The organism is Sphingomonas sp. LR59 (genome assembly GCF_036855945.1).
In the GTDB taxonomy this organism is placed as follows: Bacteria; Pseudomonadota; Alphaproteobacteria; order Sphingomonadales; family Sphingomonadaceae; genus Sphingomonas.
In genome coordinates this window covers 1,820,158-1,841,232 of sequence record NZ_JASPFL010000001.1, presented here as the reverse complement: position 1 = coordinate 1,841,232, position 21,075 = coordinate 1,820,158, and the positions used below count along the sequence as shown (strand labels likewise).

Below are 21,075 nucleotides of genomic sequence, written 5' to 3'. Positions count from 1 at the left end.
CGCGGGTCGGAACGGGGGCCAGAACGGGGGCCAGAACGGGGGCAGCGCTGCTCACCGTGCTGATGCTCGTCGCGATCATCGCCGTCATGGCAGGCGCGGCACTGGAGAAACTGCGCCTGTCGACCCGGCTCGCGGGCAACGCCGCGACCGGCGAACAAGCGCGCGCCTACGCGTTCGCCGCCGAGACGATGGCGCTGACCCGCGTCTCCAACCTGCTCGGCCAGAGCCCCAAGCGGGTCACGCTCGCCGGCAACTGGAGCAACACGCCGTTCGGCCTGCCGGTCCCCGGTGGCTTCGCGATCGCCCGCGTGCGCGACGGCGGCAATTGCTTCAACCTCAACGCGCTCGTCACGCAAGCGACCACGCCCGGCGTGTATGTCACCAACCCCGAGATCTCGCCCGCAATTCGTCCGGCTGATGCGGTTGTTGAGCGTCCCGACGCAGGTCGCCGAACAGGTCGCATCGGGCACCGCGGACTGGATCGACAGCGATCAGGACCAGCAGGCTATGGGCGCGGAGGACGGCGCGTATCTCGGTCGCGAGACGCCGTACCGTACCGCCGGCACGCTCATGTCCGACCCGAGCGAACTCCGCGCAGTCGTGGGAATGACGCCGCAAATCTACGCCACGCTCAGGCCCTGGATCTGCACGCTGCCGATCGCCAAGCCGTCGCCGATCAACGTGAACACGCTGGCGCCCGAGCAGGCGCCGCTGTTCGCGATGCTGTATCCCGATACACTGTCGGTCGGCAGCGCGCAGCAGATGCTGCTGCGTCGTCCGCCGCAGGGTTATGCCGATGTCGGCGAGATCACCAAGGCGGCGGCGTTGCAGGGGGCGGCCAACCTTGCGCCTGGCGCCGAGGCGACGGTGCTGTCGAAATGGTTCACGCTCGATATCGACGTGACGCTCGGCCGCACGCAAATGCAGGAACGCGCGCTGATCGACGCGAACCGACTTCCCGCGCAGCTCGTATCGCGGCAATGGGGCGAGCCATCATGACGACTTTGCTATTCCTCCCCGCCGGCGAGACCGGGTTTCGCTGGATGCGCGTCGCCGATGCGCGCGTGGTCGGGGAGGGGAGGGGATCCCCGACGCGATCGACGATGAGACGATTGCGGTGGCCCCGGCCGATGCGGTGACGCTGCACTGGGCGGAACTGCCGTCGCGTTCGGCAGCGCAGGCGACGGCGGCCGCGCGTATTCTCGCCAGCGAGGCCAGTGCGTCGCCGCTTGCCGAACTGCATGTCGCGGTCGGTGACGAAGGTGCGAGCGATCGCCCGATCGGCGTGGTCGGCGTCGCGACGATGCGCGACTGGCTGCTGATGCTCGCCGAGGCGGGTGTCGATCCGGTCGCGCTGATCCCCGCACCGATGCTCCTTCCGCGCCCCGACGAGGGTTATGCGAGGGCGGAGCTGGCCGGCAGCGGCGTCGTTCGTGGTACGTCGAGCGGCTTCGCCGACGAGGCGCGGCTGACGGAGCTCGTAACCGGCGGCGCCGCGCCCACCACGATCGACCGCGTCACGCTGGAGGCGGCTATCGTTGCCGCCGCCGCGTCGCCGCCGCTCGACCTGCGCCAAGGGCCGTTCGCACGGCGGCGCAGGTTCGCGATAGACTGGGGGCTGATCCGACGGCTTGCGCTGTTGTCGCTGACGATCCTCGCGGTGACGCTCGCGATCTCGCTCGTCCGCATCGCCAAGTACAGCTTTGGCGCGGATGCGTTGGAGGCTGAGGCCGACACGGTCGCGGTGACCGGCCTGCCGCGCGGCGAGACCGTGGTCGATGCCAGCCGACAGCTCGACGAACGGCTGTCGCGCGTACGCGGGCCGGGGCTCGGCTTCACCAACACGACCGCTGCCGCGTTCGCTGCGATCCGTGCCACGCCGGGGACCGAAGTCACCGGGCTCGATTTCCAGGCGAACGGCGACCTGCGACTGTCGGTCGCGGTCGAACGTGAGGCGCTCGCGACCGACCTCAAGCGTGCGCTCGAAGCAGCGGGCTTCACCGTCCGCGCGGGCGTATTCCAGGCCGCCGCCGGTCGTGTGACGGGTGAACTCACGATCAGCCCGGGGAGCGGACGATGACCGGCTTGAAGACGTGGTTCGAAGGCCGCTCGCTCCGAGAACGTCGCCTATTGCTCGTAATGGCCGCGCTCGCGGTGCTGACCTTGCTGTGGGCGCTGATCATCCGACCGATCGGTGACGGGTTGTCGAGCGCGCGCGAACGCCACGCCAGCGCCGTAACGCGGCTGGGCGAAACGCGCGCGCAGGTCGCGACGTTGCGCGATATCCAGCGTGACCGGGCAAGGCCGCTGACGGGCACGCTGGCGGACACGGTCCGCGCCGAGGCTGACCAAGCCGGCTTCGCGCTCGCGTCACTCGATCAGGACGGCGCGAACCGGGTGCGTGTGGGTATCCAGTCGGCGCGACCGGCGGCGCTGACCGCTTGGCTCGCGCGGCTCGAACGGCTCGGTATCCTCGTCGATTCGGTGGCGATGACCGACAAGGGCGACAAGACCGTCGGCGTCGCGCTCACGTTGAAGGCGCGCGCGGCATGAGGCGGATCCGTTTGCGCACCGGACCCGCCGCGCTGTTCGGTGGGATGCTGCTGATCGCGCTGATCGTCTTCCTGCCGATGCGCGCGGTGCTCGGCTGGGTCGGGGTCGGCGACGAGGGGCTGGTCGCGCGGCGCGTGTCGGGGACGATCTGGGGCGCGACGCTGACCGAGGCGCGGTTCGGCGATCTCGCGCTCGGCGACCTGCGCGCCCGGTTGTCGCCGCTGCCGCTGCTGGTCGGCCGCGCGACGATCGCCTTTGCCGGGCCCGATTCGGTGTCCGCCAGACCATTGCGCGGATCGGCGAGCGTCAGCCGCCATAGCTTCGGGGTCGACCACATGACCGCGACCGTCGCGACGGGGCGGCTGTTTGCGCCAGTGCCCGTTGCCTCGCTCGATCTCGACGACGTCTCGGTCCGCTTCCGCGACGGCCAGTGCGAGGCTGCGGAAGGTCGCGTCCGCGCAACCTTGGCGGGTGACGTCGGCGGCATCACGCTGCCGCAGTCGGTAAGTGGCACCGCACGCTGCGACGGAACCGCCTTGCTGCTACCGCTGGCGAGCCAAGCCGGGACCGAGAGCATCGCGCTCAGGATCGAAGGAGTGGGCACCTACCGCGCCGAATTGTCGCTGCGACCGTCCGACCCGCTGGCGGTGCAAAAGCTCGAACAGGCGGGCTTCGTGCGCGGTCCGAATGGGTACCGGCTCGCGATTGAAGGACGTTTTTGACGTCTTTTGGCAAGTCGACGGTTGACGCCGCCCGGCGACCCCCGCTAGGGGGCGATGCCTACGCGGCGGTCGTAGTTCAATTGGTTAGAGCGTCGGCTTGTGATGCCGGATGTTGCGGGTTCAAGTCCCGTCGGTCGCCCCATTTTCCCTTATTTTCGTAAGCCCCCGCAATGAGGGCGCTTTGGGCTGGTAAAACCGGTCGGAAAATAATATTTCGCGTCCCGGTAATTTTATTCCTCTTCAGGAGCCGGCGATGACAGCGGTTTGGGACCTTCCCGATTTCGACGACCACGAGGGCGTACACGCCTTCACCGATCCCGAATCGGGCCTGCGCGCGGTAATTGCGCTGCACTCGACCAAGCTCGGGCCGGCGGCTGGCGGCACGCGGTTCTGGCATTATGCCGATAACGGGCGTGCGGTGACCGACGCGCTGCGCCTGTCGCGCGGCATGAGCTTCAAGAATGCGATGGCCGGCCTGGAGCTTGGCGGCGGCAAGGGCGTGGTCCTCGCGGCCAAGCCCGGCGACGTCATCACGACGGCACAGCTTGAGGCGTTCGGCCGCGCGGTCGATTCGCTCGGCGGGCGCTATGTGACGGCGGAAGACGTCGGCATGTCCGAAGAGCGGATGAAGGTGATCGCCACGCAGACGCGCTACGTGTCGGGCCTGCCGGTCGCGAGCGGTGCGGCGGGCGGCGATCCCGGGCCGTACACCGCGCTCGGCATCTATCTCGGCGTGAAGGCGGCGGCGCAGCGTGGCCTCGGCGCGACCGACATGAAGGGCGTGCGCGTCGCGATCCAGGGCGTCGGCTCGGTCGGCGGCGGGCTCGCGCGGCTGCTGGCGAAGGACGGCGCGGTGCTGACGCTGGCGGACGTCGACGAGGGGCGTGCGCAGAAGCTGGCGGGCGAACTCGGCGCGACCGCGGTCGCTGCAGAAGCGATTCTGACGACCGAGGCGGATATCTTCAGCCCGAACGCGCTCGGCGCGATCCTGACCGAGATGTCGATCGCGGCGCTGAAGGCGAAGGTCGTCGCCGGCGGTGCGAACAACCAGCTGAGCGTCCGTGAGGACGGCGCGCGCCTGCATGCCCGCGGTATCCTGTACGCGCCGGATTATGTGATCAACGCGGGCGGGATCATCAACGTCGGCCTGGAGTATCTCGGGCAGGGCGATGAGGCCGAGGTGAAGGCACGCATCGCGCGCATCCCCGAGCGCCTGATCCAGGTCTGGGACGAAAGCGACCGCTCGGGCGAGCCATCGTCGGATGTCGCAGACTCGATCGCGAAGCGCCTGATTGGCCGCTGAATACAAGCAGCCTTCGCTCGTTTTGAGGGCGGGCGCTCCGATTACTCCCGTCATCCTGACGAAAGTCAGGATCCAGAGTAACTAAGCGTCGCCCTCTGCGGCCCTGGATCCTGACTTTCGTCAGGATGACGGCGTACGGGGAGGCGCCTCCCTCTTCCCGATGGGGAGAGGGTTCGAAGTCCGAGGTGACAGCCTCGCGATGTTGCCATAATGGCTGTCCGCAGTGGCCACCCTACACGCCTTCGCAAATCCCGCGCGCTTCCTGAAGATCGCCAAGCCGTTGACGCCAGCGCTCTTCTGGGCGGGCGTCGCGCTGATCGTGCTGGGCTGCTGGGCGGGCTTGACGCAGACCCCGCCGGACTACCTCCAGGGCGAGACGGTCCGCATCCTCTACATCCACGTCCCCGCCGCCTGGCTCGGCATGGGCGGTTGGAGCGGGATCGCGATCTCCAGCATCATGTTCCTCGTCTGGCGCCACCCGCTGGCCAGCGTCGCGGCGCGTGCGATCGCGCTGCCGGGTGCGGTGTTCGCGGCGCTATGTCTCATGACCGGCTCGATCTGGGGGCGGCCGACCTGGGGAACGTGGTGGCAATGGGATGGCCGGCTGACCTCGATGCTGCTGCTGTTCTTCGTCTATCTCGGCTATATGGCGCTCGCGAAGGCCGATGCGGATCGTGGCGGCGATGGGCGCGTGCCGGCGCTGTACGGGATTGCCGGGTCGGTGCTGCTGCCGATCATCCGCTATTCGGTGGTGTGGTGGAATACGCTGCACCAGGGGCCGAGCATCGGTCTGACGCAGTCGACGATCGCGGGTTCGATCCTGTGGCCGCTGCCGATCATGCTGGCCGGCTTCACCTTCGTGTTCGCTGGAATCGTGCTGATGCGGATGCGGACGATGCTCGCCGTCGCGAAATCCGAAGCCCGCATGCGTCGGATGGCCCGGGCATGAATCCCTGGCCGTTCGTGACCGCTGCGTATGTCGTGACGCTGGGCGGCGGTGCGATCATCGCATTGTTGAGCTATCTGGCGATGCGTAGGGCCGAGAAATGAAGGCCAAACATCAACGTCTGACGCTCGCGTTGTTGGCACTCGGAGCGGTAGTGGTCGCGGGCCTGCTGGCGCTGTCGGCCCTCAAGGACCAGGCCGCATTCTTCTACGCACCCTCCGACGTTCACCGCGACGGCTTGCCTCTCGGCCGTGCTGTGCGGCTCGGCGGAATGGTCGAGGGCGGTTCGGTCAGGCGCGCGGCAGACGGCATCACCGTGCACTTCGTCGTCACCGATGGGCAGGCGACCACCCCGGTCGTCTTCGCAGGGATCGTCCCCGACCTGTTCCGCGAGAAATCGGGCGTCGTCGCCGAAGGCCAGTTCCAGCCCAATGGCAGCTTCGTCGCGTCGAACCTGCTCGCCAAGCACGACGAAAAGTACATGCCGCCGGAGATGGCCGGCAAGATGCACGAGACCAAGACGCTCGAACCGGACGCCAAGCCGTGATCGCCGAAGCGGGCCTTGCCGCGCTCTGGTTCGCTGGCGCGCTGGCGGCGTTACAGCTGGTGATGGCGACGATTGGTATCGCGCGCGATCGTGAGGACGTTGCGGCAGCGGTGCGCCCGGTGGCGATTGTTCAAGGGCTGTTGGCCCTCCTCGCGATGGCGCTGCTGATCGAACTCTTTCTCGACTCCGACATGTCGGTGAAGCTGGTCGTCGAGAACAGTCATTCGGCCAAGCCGTGGCTCTACAAGTTCGCTGGCGCCTGGGGAAACCACGAGGGCTCGATGCTGCTCTGGGTGACGATCCTCGGACTCGCCGGCGGTGCTGTGGCGATCTTCGAACGCTCGTTGCCCGAACGCACGCTGACCGCGACGCTCGGTGCGCAGGCGACGATCGCACTCGGATTCTACGCGTTCCTGCTGTTCTCCTCGAACCCGTTCGCGCGGCTCAATCCCGCAGCGGCCGATGGCCTCGGGCTCAACCCGCTGTTGCAGGACCCTGGGTTGGCGTTCCACCCGCCGACGCTCTACACCGGCTATGTCGGCCTCTCGGTCGCGTTCTCGTTCGCGGTCGGCGCGCTGGTCACCCGCGACGTCGGGCCGGCGTTTGCGAAAGCGATGCGCCCCTGGGTTCTGGTCGCGTGGATATTCCTGACGCTCGGCATCACCGCGGGCTCGTACTGGGCGTATTACGAGCTCGGCTGGGGCGGCTGGTGGTTCTGGGACCCGGTCGAGAACGCCTCGCTGATGCCGTGGCTCGCCGCCACCGCACTGCTCCATTCGGTGACCGTGCTCGCGACGCGCGACGGCCTGCGAGCCTGGACGATCATGCTGGCGGTCGTCGCATTCTCGATGTCGATGATCGGCACCTTTCTGGTGCGCTCGGGCATCCTGACCAGCGTCCACGCGTTCGCGGTCGATCCGGAGCGCGGCGCGTTCATCCTCGCGTTGCTCGCGATCTACATCGGCGGAGCGCTGGCGCTGTTCGCAGCGCGGATCGGCACCGTTCGCGCGGGCACGACCTTCGATCCGGTCAGCCGCGAAGGCGGGCTGGTCGCGAACAACCTGCTGTTGTCGGTGATCCTCGGGATCGTCCTGATCGGCACGCTCTACCCGATCGTCGCGGCGAGCTTCGGCGTGCAGCTGTCGGTGGGGCCGCCGTTCTTCAACAAGGCGGCGGGGCCGATCGCGTTGCTGCTGGTCGCGGTGATGGCAGTCGGGCCGCTACTGCGCTGGCGCCGTGACGATGCGAAGGCGGTGCTCCGCCGCGTGATGCTGCCGATCGGCGCGACGCTGGTGGCGGCGCTCGCGCTGCTGTTCGTCTGGCCGGGCGTGCTGCCTTGGGCCGGGCTGTCGCTCGCCGCAGGGCTCGCCGTCGCCAGCGTCGCGCCGTTGTGGAAGCGCAATCTCAAGCGCACACCGCTGTTCACCTACGGCATGGTCCTCGCGCATCTCGGCATCGCTGTCAGCTTGGCCGGGATGGCGTCGGATAGCGCGTTTACCAAGGAAACGCTGGCCGCGGTCCGTGCGGGCGAGCCGGCACGGGTCGGACCTTATACCGTGACACTCGACGGCATCTCGCCGGTGATCGGGGAGAATTGGTCGGCACTGGAAGCGCGGCTGACCGCGACGCGCGGCGGCAGCGAGAGCATCCTGCGCCCACAACTCCGCTTCTTCGCCAACCCGCCGACGAGCACGAATGAATCCGCCATCCTGACGGTGCTCGACGGCCAGCTCTATACCGTGCTCGGCCAGCCGGACGGGCAGGGGCGCTGGCAGCTTCGCCTCTGGTGGAAGCCGTTCGTGACGTTGATCTGGTTCGGCGGCGTGCTGATCGCGCTCGGCGGCATGCTGTCGCTGCTCGGCCGGGTGCGGCGCGAGCGACGGACTGCAATGCGGGCTGAATGGGCATGAAGCGGTTCGCACTTTGGGCGCCGCTGGCGATCTTCGCGCTGCTGTTCGCGGTGGTGGCGAGCGGGCTGTTCCGGCCGGCGGAGAAGGTGGTGCGATCGGCGATGGTCGGCAAACCGCTCCCCGACTTCGCGTTGCCGGCGATGGTCCCCGGCAAGCCCGGCCTGACCAGCGCGTCGTTCCGGCAGGGCAAGCCGCGGTTGCTCAACGTCTTCGCAAGCTGGTGCATCCCTTGCATCGCCGAAGCGCCGCAACTGATGCGGCTGAAGGCGATGGGCGTACCGGTAGACGCGATCGCGATCCGCGACACTGCTCCGGCGATTGCGGGGTTCCTTCGGCGTAACGGCGATCCCTACGAGCGAATCGGAAGCGACAAGGCCAGTCAGGTGCAGTTGGCGCTGGGGTCGTCGGGGGTGCCTGAGACGTTCGTGATCGACGGCCGCGGGATTGTCGTGAAGCAGATAATTGGTGATATCCGTCCAGAGAATGTGGCGGAGATCGCCCAGGCTTTGAAGGACGCACGGTGAGCGGGCGCAACGCAGTTCCCCTCCCGCTTGCGGGAGGGGTTAGGGAGGGGCTTCTCGCCGGTCACCAGCTACGCGTTCGCGTCATGCCCTCCCCGACCCCTCCCGCGAGCGGGAGGGGAGGTTCTGGCAGCGCTGTTGCTCTGCATCGCGCCAGCCGCGGCCCAGCGGGTCACGCCGCCGGCCCGTTATGCCAACGTCCAGCTCGCCGACCCTGCCAAGGAAGCCTCCGCCCGCGCGCTCATGGAAACGCTGCGCTGCCTCGTCTGCCAGGGCCAGTCGATCGCCGACAGCGATGCCGACATGGCCGCCGACATGCGCGCGCTCGTCCGCGAAAGGATCGAGCGCGGCGAGAAGCCGGCTTCAATCCGTGATTGGCTGGTGTCGCGCTACGGCGATTACGTGACCTATGATCCGCCCTTGTCCGGGCTGACATGGCCGTTGTGGTTCGCGCCTGTCCTGCTGTTGGCAATTGGCGCCTGGATTGCGCGGTCGAGCTTCCGGCGGAGGACACGCTGATGGGATATGTGTGGCTGGCCGCGATCGGGGCGGGGGCGTTTGCGCTGCTCGCGATATTGAAGGTCAACCGAATTCTTTGGACGATGGTCGCGGCGGCACTGATGCTCGGCGCGGCGGGGTATGCGTGGCAGGGGCGGCCGGGGCTTGCCGGCCATAGCGCGTCGAGCGGACTTGCGCCGACGCCCGACGATGGCGCGATGCTCGAGCTGCGCGACCAGATGCTGGAGCGGTATACAGGTGCGGCGGCGTATCTGGTCGCGGCGGACGCGATGACGCGGATCGGCGAGCGTCGTGCTGCTGTTCAGGTGCTGCTTGGTGGGATACGGGTCGCGCCGAAGAGCGTGGTGTTGTGGACTGGCCTCGCCAATGCGCTCGCCGCACATGATGCGAACCAGGTTTCGCCGCCCGCGCTGTTTGCGTTCCAGCAGGCGATGCGATTGGCGCCGAAGCATCCTGCGCCGCCGTTCTTCCTGGGGTTGGCGTATGTGAGGGCGGGAGAGTTCGCGACGGCTCGGCGGTATTGGGCTAAGGCGTTGGCGCTGACGCCGGCGGATATTTCGTACCGGGGCGAAATTGCCACTCGGCTTGCGTTGCTGGATCGATTCCTGGCTCTGCAGGACGTGCCGACCGCGGGCCAAAATAGTCCCGTCATCCTGGGCTTAACCCAGGATCCAGAGCCATGAACGTTAATCTATTTGGCTCTGGATCCTGACTTTCGTCAGGATGACGGGAGTAGAGGTGACGGTAAGGAGGACTTACTGCCCGCGGCCGGTCTTCGACTGCAATTCGTCGATTTTCTTCGACGCATCCGCCTTGGTCAGCGTCTCGTCGAATTCCTCATGCGCTTCCTCGGACAGCGTCTTGAGGTAGCTTGCCTGTGCACCGGTCATCTTCTCGTCGCCGGTGGTCCAGTCGTCCGGGTCCTTCTCGGCGTTCGAGAACGGTTCGGACTTGGGGTTCGGGGTGTCGGACATTGGAAATTCCTTTCCCTTGTCCAACACCCCTGTTCCGTATCCGTTCCCGAGTCAGCCTGCCCAAGCTTCGTACGGTAAACCTAGATCATCGGCGACCGCCTTGTACGCGATCTTGCCCTTGTAGACGTTCAGCCCGTTGGCGAGGTGCGGGTCGGCCTTCATCGCCGCCTCGGCGCCGAGATTTGCGAGCTTCAACGCGAACGGCAACGTCGCATTGTTGAGCGCGAACGCGGAGGTGCGCGCGACCGCGCCCGGCATGTTGGCGACGCAGTAATGGATCACGCCATCGACCTCGAACACCGGATCTTCGTGCGTCGTGGCATGTGACGTCTCGAAGCACCCGCCCTGGTCGATCGCGATGTCGACCAGCACCGAACCGCGCTTCATCGTCTTGAGCATTTCGCGCGTGACGAGCTTGGGCGCAGCGGCGCCCGGTACCAGCACGGCGCCGATCACCAGATGCGCGTTTTTCACTGCCGCGGCGATCGCAGCCTTCGACGCATACGCCGTCTTGATCTGGCTGGAGAAGAACATGTCGAGTTCGGCAAGGCGATCATTCGAGATGTCGTAGATCGTCACGTCGGCGCGCATGCCGACCGCCATCTGCGCGGCGTTGACGCCCGACACGCCGCCGCCGAGGATCGCGACCTTCGCGGGGGCAACGCCGGGGACACCGCCGAGCAGCACGCCGCGTCCGCCCTGCTCCTTCTCGAGATAATGCGCGCCGACCTGTACCGACATGCGGCCCGCGACTTCCGACATCGGCTTGAGCAACGGCAGCCCGCGACGGTTGTCGGTGACGGTCTCGTACGCGATGCAGGTCGCGCCGGACTTCATCAGCCCCTCGGCCTGCGGCTTGTCCGCGGCGAGGTGAAGGTAGGTGAACAGCAAATGGCGCGGTTCGAGCATCGCGATCTCGCTCGGCTGTGGCTCCTTGACCTTCACGATCATGTCGGCGCCGGCGAACACGGCGGCGGCGGTCGGCAGGATCGTCGCGCCTGCGTCGACATAGTCCTGGTCCTCGAAATCGATGCCCGATCCGGCCTGCGTCTCGACGACGACCTCGTGACCGGCGGCGACCAGTTCGGCGACCGATGGCGGGGTCAGGCCGACGCGATATTCGTGGTTCTTGATTTCCTTGGGGACACCGACGCGCATTGATTCCACTCCATTATCGTTTGCGCCATACTAGCGCGCCTTGGACGGGAAGGGTTCGCAAACTGGTCGCGGTGCGATACCGCATCTGCAAGATGATTGCATCCTTTGCCCTCGAAACGGGATAATCTTGAGCGCCACGATCGAACGCAGGATTCTGGACCTGCTCGCCGCCAATTCCGATCTGACCAGCGCCGAGCTTGGCGACGCGGTTGGTTTGTCAGCGAGCGCCGCGCATCGCCGGGTCGCACAGCTTCGGGAGAGCGGCGCGATCGTCGGTTACCGTGCGGTGTTGTCGCAGGCAGCGCGCGGCGATCCCAGCATCGTTCTCGTCAACGTGACGCTGCGGGATCAGCGCAAGGAGACGATGGCCGCGTTCGAGGCGGTAATCGTCGAGTGTCCGCAGGTCGTGCAATGCTTCCTGATGAGCGGGGAGGCGGATTACATGCTCCACGTCGAGATCCGCGACGGCGAGACGTTTGAGCGCATCCACCGCGAAACGCTCTCGCAACTGCCGGGCGTGACGCGACTGGCGTCGCATTTCGTCATCCGCGAGGTCGTTACTCGCGGCTGATCAGGCGCGTCCATTCTGACCCAGTTAATCCACGCTAACCGCCTCGCCGTTGCCGCCCTCTACCCCGCATGCTAAATGCGCGCGCTTGGGGCACAGGGTGAAATCGGAAATTCGATGAAGATTGCTGCACTTCCGGGTCGATTCACCGTCCAGTGAGCGTCGATCAGACCGCCGCGGCTTCGACCGTGCCACCCGCCAATCTCGATCTCGAGACGGGGCATCACAACTCCGACGGCATGCTGAAGCTCGCCTTCGGTGCGATCGGCATCGTCTTCGGCGATATCGGCACCAGCCCGCTCTACGCCTTCCGCGAGACCTTCGCCGGCCACCACAAGCTCGCGCTCGACGCGGCGCACATCATGGGCGTCATCAGCCTGATGTTCTGGTCGATGATGATCGTCGTGACGGTCAAGTACGTCATCATCATCATGCGCGCCGACAACAAGGGCGAAGGCGGCAGTTTGGCGCTGCTCGCTTTGGTCTCGGGCAAGACCAAGACGAAGCGCTGGAGCAAGGGCATCATCCTGCTCGGCGTGTTCGCGACGGCGCTGTTCTACGGCGACAGCATGATCACGCCCGCGGTGTCGGTGCTGTCCGCGGTCGAGGGTCTCGCCGTCGCCGCGCCCGCATTCGGCGGCCTGGTGCTGCCGATCGTGATCGTCATCCTGATCGGCCTGTTCTGGGTGCAGAAGAGCGGGACCGCGCGCATCGGCCTCGTGTTCGGACCGATCATGCTGGTGTATTTCAGCGTCATCGCGGTGCTCGGCATCCTCAGCATCGTGCAGACACCCGAGGTGCTCTGGGCATTGTCGCCGCACTATGCGGTCGAGTTCTTCATCATCGACCCCGAGCGGGCCTTCCTGGCACTCGGCTCGGTCGTCCTCGCGGTCACCGGCGCCGAGGCGCTGTACGCGGACATGGGGCATTTCGGCCGCAAGCCGATCGGCCTGTCGTGGCTGTTCTTCGTGCTCCCCGCGCTGATCCTCAACTATATGGGGCAGGGGGCGCTGCTGTTCCGCGACGGCCGCGAGGCGCTGGTCAGCCCGTTCTACAACCTGGCCCCCGAAAGCCTCCAGCTCCCGCTCGTCATCCTCGCGACGATGGCCGCCGTGATCGCGTCGCAGGCGGTCATCTCCGGCGCGTTCTCGGTGACGCAGCAGGCGATCCAGCTCGGCTTCATCCCGCGCCTGCGGATCGAGCACACCAGCGCCTCGACCGCCGGCCAGATCTACATCCCGCTCGTTAACGGCGCGCTGATGGTGATGGTGATCCTGCTCGTGCTGTTCTTCCGCACCTCGTCGAACCTGACGAGCGCGTATGGGATCGCGGTCACGGGAGCGATGTTCATCGACACGTGCCTGCTCGGCGTCGTGCTGTTCCGCCTGTGGAACTGGCCGAAGATCGCGGCGATCCCGCTGCTGGCGATCTTCTTTACAGTCGACGGCGCCTATTTCGCGGCGAACCTCACCAAGGTGCCCGCCGGCGGCTGGTTCCCGCTGCTGGTCGGCTTCATCATCTTCACCTTCCTGACGACATGGTCGAAGGGGCGGCAACTGATGATCGACCGGATGCACGAGGCGGCGATGCCGATAAAGGTGTTCATCGGCTCGGCCGCCAGCTCGGCGTCGCGCGTGCCAGGGACCGCGGTGTTCATGACCTCCACCGCGGACGGCGTGCCACATGCGCTGCTCCACAACCTCAAGCACAATAAGGTGCTCCACGAGCGCGTCATCCTGCTGACCGTCAAGATCGTCAGTCAGCCCTATTGGCCCGCCAACGACCGTGCGGTGCGCGAGGAGCTTGGCAGCGGCTTCCACCGGCTCGTGCTGCGCTATGGCTTCATGGAGGATGCCGACGTGCCTGCGGCGCTGCGGCAGGTCCATAATTGCGGTGCGGACTTCAAGATGATGGACACCAGCTTCTTCCTGTCGCGGCAGACGCTGCTCGCGTCGGACAAGCCCGGCATGATGATCTGGCGCGAAAAACTGTTCGCGTGGATGCTTCGCAATGCGGAAAGCGCGATGGAGTTCTTCCGCCTGCCAACCAACCGTGTGGTCGAGCTCGGTAGCCAGATCGAGATCTGATCATGACGGATACGCTGCCAGCCCCGATCATCGTCACCGCCTTGTTCGGTCGCCAGGACACCGCGTTCTTCGACTCGATGCGCCGCGAACATTTTCCGCCCGAGCGCAACCAGCTCGATGCGCATCTGACGCTGTTCCACCATCTGCCGCCCTCGGGGCTCGACGAGCTCAAGCACCGCCTGAACCAAGAAACGCGCGGCATTCGCTCCCCGCAGGCGCGCGTCGGCGGCCTGATGTCGCTTGGTCGCGGTGTCGCCTACCGGATTGAGTCCCCCGAGCTCGTCGGCATCCGGGAGCGCCTCGCTGACGCGTTCATCGGCATGCTGACGCCGCAGGACGCTGGCGGCTGGCGTCCGCACGTCACGATCCAGAATAAGGTCAGCCCGCAGGTAGCCAAGCTTTTGCTCGGCAATCTGCAGCGCGATTTCACCCCGAAGGACGTCGAAATAGCCGGTCTGGGCGCGTGGTGGTATCGTGGCGGACCCTGGGAAGCGATTTCCCGGCACATGTTCGCTTGACCGTCCGGAAACCGCTTCCTATAGGCCGCGCCTCGCAGGGAAGAATGCTTCCCTGACGGACGGTACGGCGAAGTAGCTCAGTTGGTTAGAGCACGGGAATCATAATCCTGGGGTCGGGGGTTCAAGTCCCTCCTTCGCTACCATTTTCAAATACATTCCACGGGTCGTTGACCACCAGGATCGCGTCGCTGCGAGCGAGCGCTAGCAATGTCAGCCCATGTTCGCGGGCGTGGTCGATCGCCAGGCTGGTCGGGGCGGAGATACCCACCAGCATCGGCGCGCCGGCGATCAGCGCCTTGTCGACCATCTCGAAGCTGATCCGCGACGTGACCAGGATGAAGCCGTCGACGGGCTGCGCAGCGATCGCCAGTCCGCCGACCAGCTTGTCGAGCGCGTTGTGGCGACCGACGTCTTCATAGGCCGCGATGACCTTTCCTGAGCGATCACAGGCTGCGGCCGCATGAATTGCCCCTGTAGCGGCGTTGAGCGGCTGATGGGCGCGTAACCCGGCCAAGGCGGCGAACAGCGCGGAGACGGGCGTGGCGGGCCTTGGCGGCGTTCTGGGCACCGGTTTGCGCAGTTGCTCGAGCCCGGAGATTCCGCAGAGCCCACAGCTCGTATCGCTGGTCCGGTGGCGGACGCGGTCGTGAATGCGGCCTCTACAGCGCTCGGACAGCCCGACGCGAACGATCCAGCCCGCCTCTGCCTCGAAGATATCGATGTCGCGAACGTCGTCGGCGCTGTCGGCGAGCCGCTCGGTCAGCAGGAAGCCGGTGGTGAACTCGGCAAGGTCGGCCGGGGTCATCATCATCACCGCATAGCCGAGCCCGTCGATCTCGATCGCTACGGGCACCTCGATCGCGATCGCGCGCTCGCCGGTGGTGATGGATTCGGGACGGAGGATTTTGATCGACTGGATACGGGACGTCATAGGAGGGCGAGGTCTTCCGGGGTGTTGATGTTGACGATCGGTCCGCCAGCCGGGATCGGCAGCGCGCCGATCGCCTCGGCCCAGCCACACACCGACCGTCTCTGCGATGCCGCAATATGCGCGATCAGCGCGGTGGTCGACGCGGTTTCCCAATGGCCTAGCACGGGGGCTTCGGGGCAATAGGCGGGCGCCCGTCGCAACAGTGCGTCGAGCAGCCCGCGCGGCAGCCGCGGCATGTCGCAGGCGATCGTCAGGATCGACGTGAACCCAAGCCCCTTGGCGTATTGGAGCGCGCCGGCGATACCGCCGAGCGGACCAAGCCCGGGGCAGGGCAGGTCGGGTATCGCGCCGTCCGGCCCAACAATCACCGCCCGCTCGACATGATGCAACAGCAGTTCCCGCGCATGTTCGGCGAGCGCGCGACCGTCGAACATCGCGCGCGCCTTGTCCGACCCGAACCGCGACGATCGCCCGCCTGCCAGGACGACACCAAGAACATGCGGTTGGGTCAGCGCGTCTTCTCGATCCGCACCGGCACCGATTTCGCAGCGGGCACATGGCTTTCGCGAGCATGGTGAGCAACCGGCATGAGCAGATTGCACTCCGGGTAATACGCGCCCAGGCAACCCTCGGGGATCGAATATTCGACCACGCGCAGCTTGTTCAGGCGACGGTCCGAATTGCCGCCGGCATCGCCGACCAGATCGACGTCGTCGCCGTCGGTAATCCCCATCCGGATCATGTCGCTGCGGTTCATGAACACGATGTCGCGCGTGCCCTTCACGCCGCGGAAGCGGTCGTGATAACCATAAACGGTCGTGTTGAACTGGTCGTTCGAGCGGAGCGTCATCAGGCGGAAGCGACCCTCCGCCTCCTCGAATCCGGTGACGTTCAGCGCCTGTGGAATGTTGATTTCCGCCTTGCCGCTCTCGGTCTTCCATTCGCGATGTGCGGCCGGGACGCCCTTCCAGAAGCCGCCAGGCGTGAACATCTGGTCGTTGAAGTTCTTGAACAGCTCTGGATACGTCACCTCGATCGCATCGCGGACGCGCGCATAATCGCGCACCCACGCATCCCAATCGAGCTTCGGATTGGGTGCGAGCGTCGCCTTGGCGATCCCTGCGACGATTGCCGGCTCGGACAGCAGCGTTTCCGCAGCGGGCGTCGCCTTGCCCTTTGAGCCATAGATCTGGCTGAACGAATCTTCGATCGACACGCTCTGCGGCCCGGTGCCCTGCATATCGGTCTCGATCCGGCCGAGGCAGGGGAGCAGGTACGACGTCTCGCCGGGCAACAGGTGCGAGCGGTTCAGCTTGGTCGCGATATGCACGGTCAGGTCCAGCGCGCGCCACTTGGGCTCCATCCGCGCATGATCGGGGATCGCGCGGACGAAATTGCCGCCAAGACCGACGAACGCTTGCGCACTGCCGTCGAGCACCGCCTCGCACGCCTCAACCGTATCCCAGCCCTTCTCGCGCGGCGGCTCGAACCCATATTGCTCGGCCAGCTTGTCGAGCGGGGCGAGCTCGGGCTTTTCCGTAATCCCGACGGTGCGCTGGCCCTGCACGTTCGAGTGACCGCGGACCGGACCCATCCCCGCACCGGGCTTGCCGATGTTGCCACGCAGCAGCATCAGATTGACGACCATGTGGACGTTGTCGATCCCGCCGACATGCTGCGTCAGCCCCATGCCGTAGACCGCGATGACCGCCTTCGACTTGGCATAGACCTTCGCCGCCGCCTCGATCTCGGTCCGCGGCAGGCCGCTCTCATGCTCGATCGTCGCCCACTCGGTCGCGCGTGCGACATCGGCGAATGCCTCGAATCCGGTCGTGTGCTCGGCGAGGAACGCGTGGTCGAGCACCGGCAGGCCGTTGATCCGTTTGGCGTTATCGTCGGCCTCGATCAGGTATTTGCACATCCCCATGATCGCGCCGACGTCGCCGCCGGTCTTCAACTGGTGGTATTGCGAGGCGATCGGCGTCGACTTGCCCGTCACCATCTCGATCGGGTTCTGCGGGTCCTGGAATTTCTCCAGCCCGCGTTCCTTGAGTGGATTGAACACGACGATCTCGACGCCGCGCTTCGCACAGTCACGCAGGGGATGCAGGAACCGCGGCGAGTTCACGCCGGGGTTCTGCCCGAAGTAGAAGATCGCGTCGCACTTCTCGTAATCGGAGAGATGGATCGTGCCGACCGCCGAACCGATCGCCGACTTGAGCCCAACCGACGTCGTCTCGTGGCACATGTTCGAGCTATCGGGCAGGTTCTGACTGCCATACATCCGCGCGAGCAGGCTATACATGTACGACGTCTCGAGGCTGGCGCGGCCCGAGGCATAGAAGATTACCTTGGTCGGATCATAGGTCTTCAGCTTGGCGCCGATACCCGCGAATGCCTCGTCCCAGCTACATGCCGTATATTTGTCGGTGGTCGCATCATACTTCAGGGGATGCGTCAGACGGCCGGCCTGTTCGAGATCGTAATCCTTCCAGCCGATCAGTTCGCTGACCGTATGCTGTTCGAAAAACGCCGGCGTGACGCGGAACGAGGTCAGTTCCCATGCGGTCGCCTTCGCACCATTCTCGCAGAACTCGGCGACATGCGGATGCGCGGGCTTGCCCCATGCGCAGCTGACGCAAGCAAACCCGTCGGGCTTGTTCTGGCGCGCGAGCTCGCGAATCACCTCCGGCCCAACCTTCTCGCGCGCCGAAATCTCGACCAGCGACTTCATCGAGCCCCAGCCGCCTGCTGGTGCGGTGTAGTCTTCGATCTCTACGGTCCGGTCGTCGCTCATGCTCATCTCCGCTTTTGACCTCTAACGAAGCGGCAAAGCTTTCGATGCAGGCGGCACAGATTTACCGGCGGTTCAAATCCGGGCTCCGATCGCCTAGATGCCATTCGAATCTCCAAGGAATCACGATGACGACGCACACGACCCGCATGCTTATCCTCGGCTCGGGCCCCGCCGGGCTCTCGGCCGCGATCTATGGCGCGCGTGCCGGGATGGCGCCGATCGTCGTGCAAGGCATTCAGCCCGGCGGCCAGCTTACGACGACGACCGATGTCGAGAACTATCCCGGCTTCAAGGACGTGATCCAGGGCCCGTGGCTGATGGAGCAGATGCAGGCGCAGGCCGAGCATGTCGGCACGCGGATGATGTGGGACACGATCACGCAGGTCGATCTGACCAGCCGCCCGTTCCGCCTGATCGGCGACAGCGGCGACGTGTACGAGGGCGACACGCTGGTAATCGCGACCGGCGCGCAGGCGAAGTGGCTCGGCATCGACAGCGAGGAGCCAATGAAGGGCAAGGGCGTCAGCGCGTGTGCGACCTGCGACGGCTTCTTCTACCGGGGCAAGAAGGTGGCCGTGATCGGCGGCGGCAACACCGCGGTCGAGGAGGCGCTGTACCTAACCAACCATTCGCCCGACGTGACACTGATCCACCGCCGCGATCTGCTCCGTTCGGAGAAGATTCTCCAGGAGCGCCTGTTCGCGCACAAGGGTGTGACGGTGCTGTGGAACAAGGAGGTTCGTGAGTTCGTCGACGGCGGCGGAAACGCGGGCCTGGTCGCGCTTGAGCTCGAGGACACGGTCACCGGCGAGCGCTCGCGGCTCGCGGTCGATGGCGGGTTCGTGGCTATCGGGCATCACCCGGCGACGGAGCTGTTCCGCGGCCACATCGATCTCGATTCGGACGGGTACATCTCGGTCGAGACCGGCTCGACGCGGACCAGCGTCGAGGGTGTGTTCGCGTGCGGCGACGTGGCGGACAAGGTGTATCGGCAGGCGGTGACCGCGGCGGGCACGGGCTGCATGGCGGCGCTGGACGCCGAGCGCTTCCTGGCGGCGGCCGAGTTTGCGGAGCTTGCCGAAGCCGCCGAATAAAGTTCGCGCGCCCCTGTTGTCCTCCCCCGTCATCCTGACGAAAGTCAGGACCCAGAGCCAAGGGCGCAATCGCCTGTAACCCTGGATCCTGACGTTTGTCAGGATGAAGAAATTGCTATTGTCCGGCGATCTCCGTGAAGATCTTGCCGTACAGCGCGGCGGCATTCTCGACCCCGGCAAAGCTGTGCGACGCCGTGTCGAACCGCGTCACCCGCGCCCCGCCACGATACCGCGCAGCAAACGCCAACGCCGTGGCATCGCGCGCCGCGAGCAAAACGACAGCCCGGTCGCCCCAATCGTCGATCGCACCGCAAACCCGCGCCGCCAGCGCGTCCCCGTCTGCCAGCTTCGGGCGCGAGAGTTTCCTGACGCCGTTCACCAGTTTGCGCAGATCGATCTCCCCCGGATCATTCGATACCAGGATCGGGGATCGCGCAATCGCTCGGCATAGCGGGCGCGGATCGCGGCGGCGGGGGGCAGGTCGTCGGTCGGTTCGATCACCCAGGGGTTGGCGAGGATGATCCGGTCGATTCCCGCAGATCGTCCGAACAGCGCGAGCGTACTGGCGGCGTCGCAATTGCCGAAGCCGATCATGCGGGTGATGTGCGGGGCTTGCGCTCGGAACATGGCTGCGGCGGCGATAAGGTCGGGCTCGGCGGTGAGATACCCGCCGTTGTCCCCGGTCGAATCACCGACACCGCGGCGGTCGTAGCGGAATACGGGCGTGCCGGTGGCGGCTAGGTTTTGGGCGAGCATCGCCATCCCGCGGTGTGCGCCGCTGCGGATTTCGTTGCCGCCGGATACTATGAGAAGTCCGGTGGTGCCGGGGGCTTTGTCCAGCGTAGCAGCGAGCGATTCGCCCTCGCAAGCGAACCCGATCAGCCTTCGCATAATATGATCCAGTGCGAGATATCGACTGCAAGTTGCTGTGCCAGGGCGATATCGTTGCTTGGTTCGGACCGGCGCCAGAGCGCTGCACCGGCGTAGGTCGCATCGGCCGCACGGGGATCGGTGTCCAGGCGTACGATCCGGTATCGTCCGCCCTCAAACGGCACGGCATCCTGCAGTTCGGCAAGCATCTCGGGGGATAGGCGGTTGCCGGCGTACTCGCCTTCCTGACGGGATTTACCCGCTGCGGCGCGCGTGCGTTCGAGGTCGCGGACGAGATCCGAGCCAGTGTGGGGGGCGAGGTGCCAGCGGCCGGCGAGGTCGGCGTCGGTATCGAGCAGCGCGCCGCTTCTTATCGAAAGAGCGTAGCTATAGACGCCAAGCTGTTGTGTTAGCGCGCGATAGGCTCGGCGCTGCTCGGACAGTTTCGCATCAAGAGTTGTTACGACACTTTCGCCGGTGCCGGGGAAGTCGGGCAGCAGGCTGCCGATGCCGTGATCCGCGAGCGTGCGCAGGATGGTGCAGGTGAACTGTCGCGTCCGGTTCGCCTCCTCGAACAGGGGGAGCGCGGCGATGACGATCGGGCCGGTATCGGGCCCGAACCGCAGCATCGCTTCGCGGCCGCCGGGCCAGTCGTAGGTGTCGAAGCGGAGGCTGGTCATCCTGCTGGAGGCTAGACCCCCTATTAGGTTCAGACCAGCGCCTTGCCCGCGGCGAACTGAACGAGCGCGCCGAACGTTTCGAGCATCTCGCCGTCGATCTCGTCGTCTTCGATCAGGATACCGAGCCGATCCTCGAGCTCGGTCAGCACGCTGGCCACCGCCATCGAATCGAGTTCGGGTAGCGCACCGAACAGCGGGGTGTCGGCGGTGAACGTGGCGACTCGGTCGGCGCTGAGGCCGAGGATGTCGGCGAGGACGGCGCGGACCGTCGTTTCGACTTGGGAAGTACCTTCGAAGATCACGAGCATCGCCTGAACCGTTACGAACCGGGGTGCGCTAGCGTGTGGGGGTGAATTCGGCAACGGGTTCGCGCTTAT

At 66.0% G+C, this 21,075-nt stretch carries 25 protein-coding genes and 2 tRNA genes; 17 read left to right on the top strand and 10 right to left on the bottom strand.

The genetic code is table 11. From position 1 onward, the window contains the following. Window positions 1-166 precede the first annotated feature (166 nt). Complete coding sequence (locus tag QP164_RS08435) at window positions 167-385, bottom strand: hypothetical protein (protein WP_333922854.1); 219 nt, start codon at window positions 383-385, stop codon at window positions 167-169. A 32-nt stretch (window positions 386-417) separates the two neighbouring features. Between QP164_RS08435 and gspK the strand changes: the two genes are divergently transcribed. The 12 genes from gspK to QP164_RS08375 all read left to right on the top strand — a co-directional run bounded on the left by gspK (window position 418) and on the right by QP164_RS08375 (window position 9,704). Then, on the top strand, window positions 418-999 hold the full coding sequence (gene gspK, locus QP164_RS08430) for a type II secretion system minor pseudopilin GspK (RefSeq protein ID WP_333922853.1): 582 nt from the start codon (window positions 418-420) through the stop codon (window positions 997-999). 10 nt (window positions 1,000-1,009) lie between these two features. Beyond that, window positions 1,010-2,080: a type II secretion system protein GspL gene (gene gspL / locus QP164_RS08425; RefSeq protein WP_333924214.1), complete on the top strand. Its 1,071-nt coding sequence runs from the start codon at window positions 1,010-1,012 to the stop codon at window positions 2,078-2,080. Further along, the gene (gene gspM, locus QP164_RS08420; protein WP_132740177.1) at window positions 2,077-2,553 is read left to right on the top strand and encodes a type II secretion system protein GspM; all 477 of its coding nucleotides are present in this window, start codon (window positions 2,077-2,079) and stop codon (window positions 2,551-2,553) included. Before gspL ends, gspM begins: the two co-directional genes overlap by 4 nt. Beyond that, on the top strand, window positions 2,550-3,275 hold the full coding sequence (gspN, locus tag QP164_RS08415; protein WP_333922852.1) for a type II secretion system protein N: 726 nt from the start codon (window positions 2,550-2,552) through the stop codon (window positions 3,273-3,275). Before gspM ends, gspN begins: the two co-directional genes overlap by 4 nt. A 65-nt stretch (window positions 3,276-3,340) precedes the next feature. Further along, window positions 3,341-3,417 (top strand) — tRNA-His (locus tag QP164_RS08410). 111 nt (window positions 3,418-3,528) lie between these two features. Continuing rightward, window positions 3,529-4,578 carry a Leu/Phe/Val dehydrogenase gene (locus QP164_RS08405; RefSeq protein ID WP_332754271.1) on the top strand — a complete coding sequence of 350 codons (1,050 nt, stop codon included), beginning with the start codon at window positions 3,529-3,531 and terminating at the stop codon, window positions 4,576-4,578. A 223-nt stretch (window positions 4,579-4,801) separates the two neighbouring features. Then, window positions 4,802-5,527, top strand: coding sequence for a heme ABC transporter permease CcmC (ccmC, locus tag QP164_RS08400; protein ID WP_333922851.1), 726 nt, complete (start codon window positions 4,802-4,804; stop codon window positions 5,525-5,527). A 97-nt stretch (window positions 5,528-5,624) separates the two neighbouring features. Continuing rightward, window positions 5,625-6,071, top strand: a complete 447-nt coding sequence (gene ccmE / locus QP164_RS08395) for a cytochrome c maturation protein CcmE (protein WP_333922850.1) — start codon at window positions 5,625-5,627, stop codon at window positions 6,069-6,071. Continuing rightward, on the top strand, window positions 6,068-7,981 hold the full coding sequence (locus QP164_RS08390) for a heme lyase CcmF/NrfE family subunit (protein WP_333922849.1): 1,914 nt from the start codon (window positions 6,068-6,070) through the stop codon (window positions 7,979-7,981). The genes ccmE and QP164_RS08390 overlap by 4 nt, the downstream gene beginning before the upstream one ends. Next, window positions 7,978-8,505 (top strand): DsbE family thiol:disulfide interchange protein, encoded by a 528-nt coding sequence (locus tag QP164_RS08385; RefSeq protein ID WP_333922848.1) that lies wholly within the window; start codon window positions 7,978-7,980, stop codon window positions 8,503-8,505. Before QP164_RS08390 ends, QP164_RS08385 begins: the two co-directional genes overlap by 4 nt. A 132-nt stretch (window positions 8,506-8,637) precedes the next feature. Next, entirely contained in the window at window positions 8,638-9,021 is a 384-nt protein-coding gene (locus QP164_RS08380; RefSeq protein ID WP_333924213.1) for a cytochrome c-type biogenesis protein, read from the top strand. Further along, window positions 9,021-9,704: a tetratricopeptide repeat protein gene (locus tag QP164_RS08375; protein ID WP_333922847.1), complete on the top strand. Its 684-nt coding sequence runs from the start codon at window positions 9,021-9,023 to the stop codon at window positions 9,702-9,704. The genes QP164_RS08380 and QP164_RS08375 overlap by 1 nt, the downstream gene beginning before the upstream one ends. A gap of 72 nt (window positions 9,705-9,776) precedes the next feature. Here QP164_RS08375 and QP164_RS08370 read toward each other — a convergent pair whose 3' ends face one another. Both QP164_RS08370 and ald read right to left on the bottom strand, forming a co-directional pair. After that, a complete protein-coding gene (locus QP164_RS08370) occupies window positions 9,777-9,995 on the bottom strand; it encodes a DUF3072 domain-containing protein (protein ID WP_056058060.1) in 219 nt (72 codons plus the stop codon). Window positions 9,996-10,046: 51 nt separating this feature from the next. Next, window positions 10,047-11,153: an alanine dehydrogenase gene (gene ald / locus QP164_RS08365; protein ID WP_056048250.1), complete on the bottom strand. Its 1,107-nt coding sequence runs from the start codon at window positions 11,151-11,153 to the stop codon at window positions 10,047-10,049. Window positions 11,154-11,280: 127 nt separating this feature from the next. Between ald and QP164_RS08360 the strand changes: the two genes are divergently transcribed. The 4 genes from QP164_RS08360 to QP164_RS08345 all read left to right on the top strand — a co-directional run bounded on the left by QP164_RS08360 (window position 11,281) and on the right by QP164_RS08345 (window position 14,469). Beyond that, window positions 11,281-11,724 (top strand): Lrp/AsnC family transcriptional regulator, encoded by a 444-nt coding sequence (locus QP164_RS08360; protein WP_333922846.1) that lies wholly within the window; start codon window positions 11,281-11,283, stop codon window positions 11,722-11,724. Window positions 11,725-11,909: 185 nt separating this feature from the next. Next, entirely contained in the window at window positions 11,910-13,808 is a 1,899-nt protein-coding gene (locus QP164_RS08355) for a potassium transporter Kup (RefSeq protein ID WP_435368364.1), read from the top strand. Between the two features lie 2 nt (window positions 13,809-13,810). After that, the gene (locus tag QP164_RS08350; RefSeq protein ID WP_333922845.1) at window positions 13,811-14,326 is read left to right on the top strand and encodes a 2'-5' RNA ligase family protein; all 516 of its coding nucleotides are present in this window, start codon (window positions 13,811-13,813) and stop codon (window positions 14,324-14,326) included. Window positions 14,327-14,392: 66 nt separating this feature from the next. Next, a tRNA-Met gene (locus tag QP164_RS08345) sits at window positions 14,393-14,469 on the top strand. Here QP164_RS08345 and fdhD read toward each other — a convergent pair. Genes fdhD through QP164_RS08330 form a run of 3 tightly spaced genes read right to left on the bottom strand, consistent with a single transcriptional unit; the run spans window position 14,448 to window position 18,054 of the window. Further along, entirely contained in the window at window positions 14,448-15,257 is an 810-nt protein-coding gene (gene fdhD / locus QP164_RS08340; RefSeq protein WP_333922844.1) for a formate dehydrogenase accessory sulfurtransferase FdhD, read from the bottom strand. The two genes, QP164_RS08345 and fdhD, sit on opposite strands and share 22 nt — an antisense overlap. Next, a complete protein-coding gene (mobA, locus tag QP164_RS08335) occupies window positions 15,254-15,859 on the bottom strand; it encodes a molybdenum cofactor guanylyltransferase (protein WP_333922843.1) in 606 nt (201 codons plus the stop codon). Before mobA ends, fdhD begins: the two co-directional genes overlap by 4 nt. Beyond that, a complete protein-coding gene (locus tag QP164_RS08330) occupies window positions 15,766-18,054 on the bottom strand; it encodes an FdhF/YdeP family oxidoreductase (RefSeq protein WP_333922842.1) in 2,289 nt (762 codons plus the stop codon). Before QP164_RS08330 ends, mobA begins: the two co-directional genes overlap by 94 nt. Before the next feature lie 125 nt (window positions 18,055-18,179). Here QP164_RS08330 and trxB point away from each other — a divergent pair, with 125 nt between their 5' ends. Next, window positions 18,180-19,148, top strand: a complete 969-nt coding sequence (trxB, locus tag QP164_RS08325) for a thioredoxin-disulfide reductase (protein ID WP_333922841.1) — start codon at window positions 18,180-18,182, stop codon at window positions 19,146-19,148. 115 nt (window positions 19,149-19,263) lie between these two features. Here the strand turns inward: trxB and QP164_RS08320 are convergent, their stop codons facing one another. Genes QP164_RS08320 through QP164_RS08305 form a run of 4 tightly spaced genes read right to left on the bottom strand, consistent with a single transcriptional unit; the run spans window position 19,264 to window position 21,006 of the window. Further along, window positions 19,264-19,527, bottom strand: coding sequence for a hypothetical protein (locus tag QP164_RS08320; RefSeq protein WP_333922840.1), 264 nt, complete (start codon window positions 19,525-19,527; stop codon window positions 19,264-19,266). Beyond that, window positions 19,524-20,039, bottom strand: coding sequence for a hypothetical protein (locus QP164_RS08315; RefSeq protein ID WP_333922839.1), 516 nt, complete (start codon window positions 20,037-20,039; stop codon window positions 19,524-19,526). Before QP164_RS08315 ends, QP164_RS08320 begins: the two co-directional genes overlap by 4 nt. Further along, on the bottom strand, window positions 20,027-20,698 hold the full coding sequence (locus QP164_RS08310; RefSeq protein ID WP_333922838.1) for a hypothetical protein: 672 nt from the start codon (window positions 20,696-20,698) through the stop codon (window positions 20,027-20,029). Before QP164_RS08310 ends, QP164_RS08315 begins: the two co-directional genes overlap by 13 nt. A 29-nt stretch (window positions 20,699-20,727) precedes the next feature. Beyond that, the gene (locus QP164_RS08305) at window positions 20,728-21,006 is read right to left on the bottom strand and encodes an acyl carrier protein (RefSeq protein ID WP_132740135.1); all 279 of its coding nucleotides are present in this window, start codon (window positions 21,004-21,006) and stop codon (window positions 20,728-20,730) included. Window positions 21,007-21,075 lie beyond the last annotated feature (69 nt).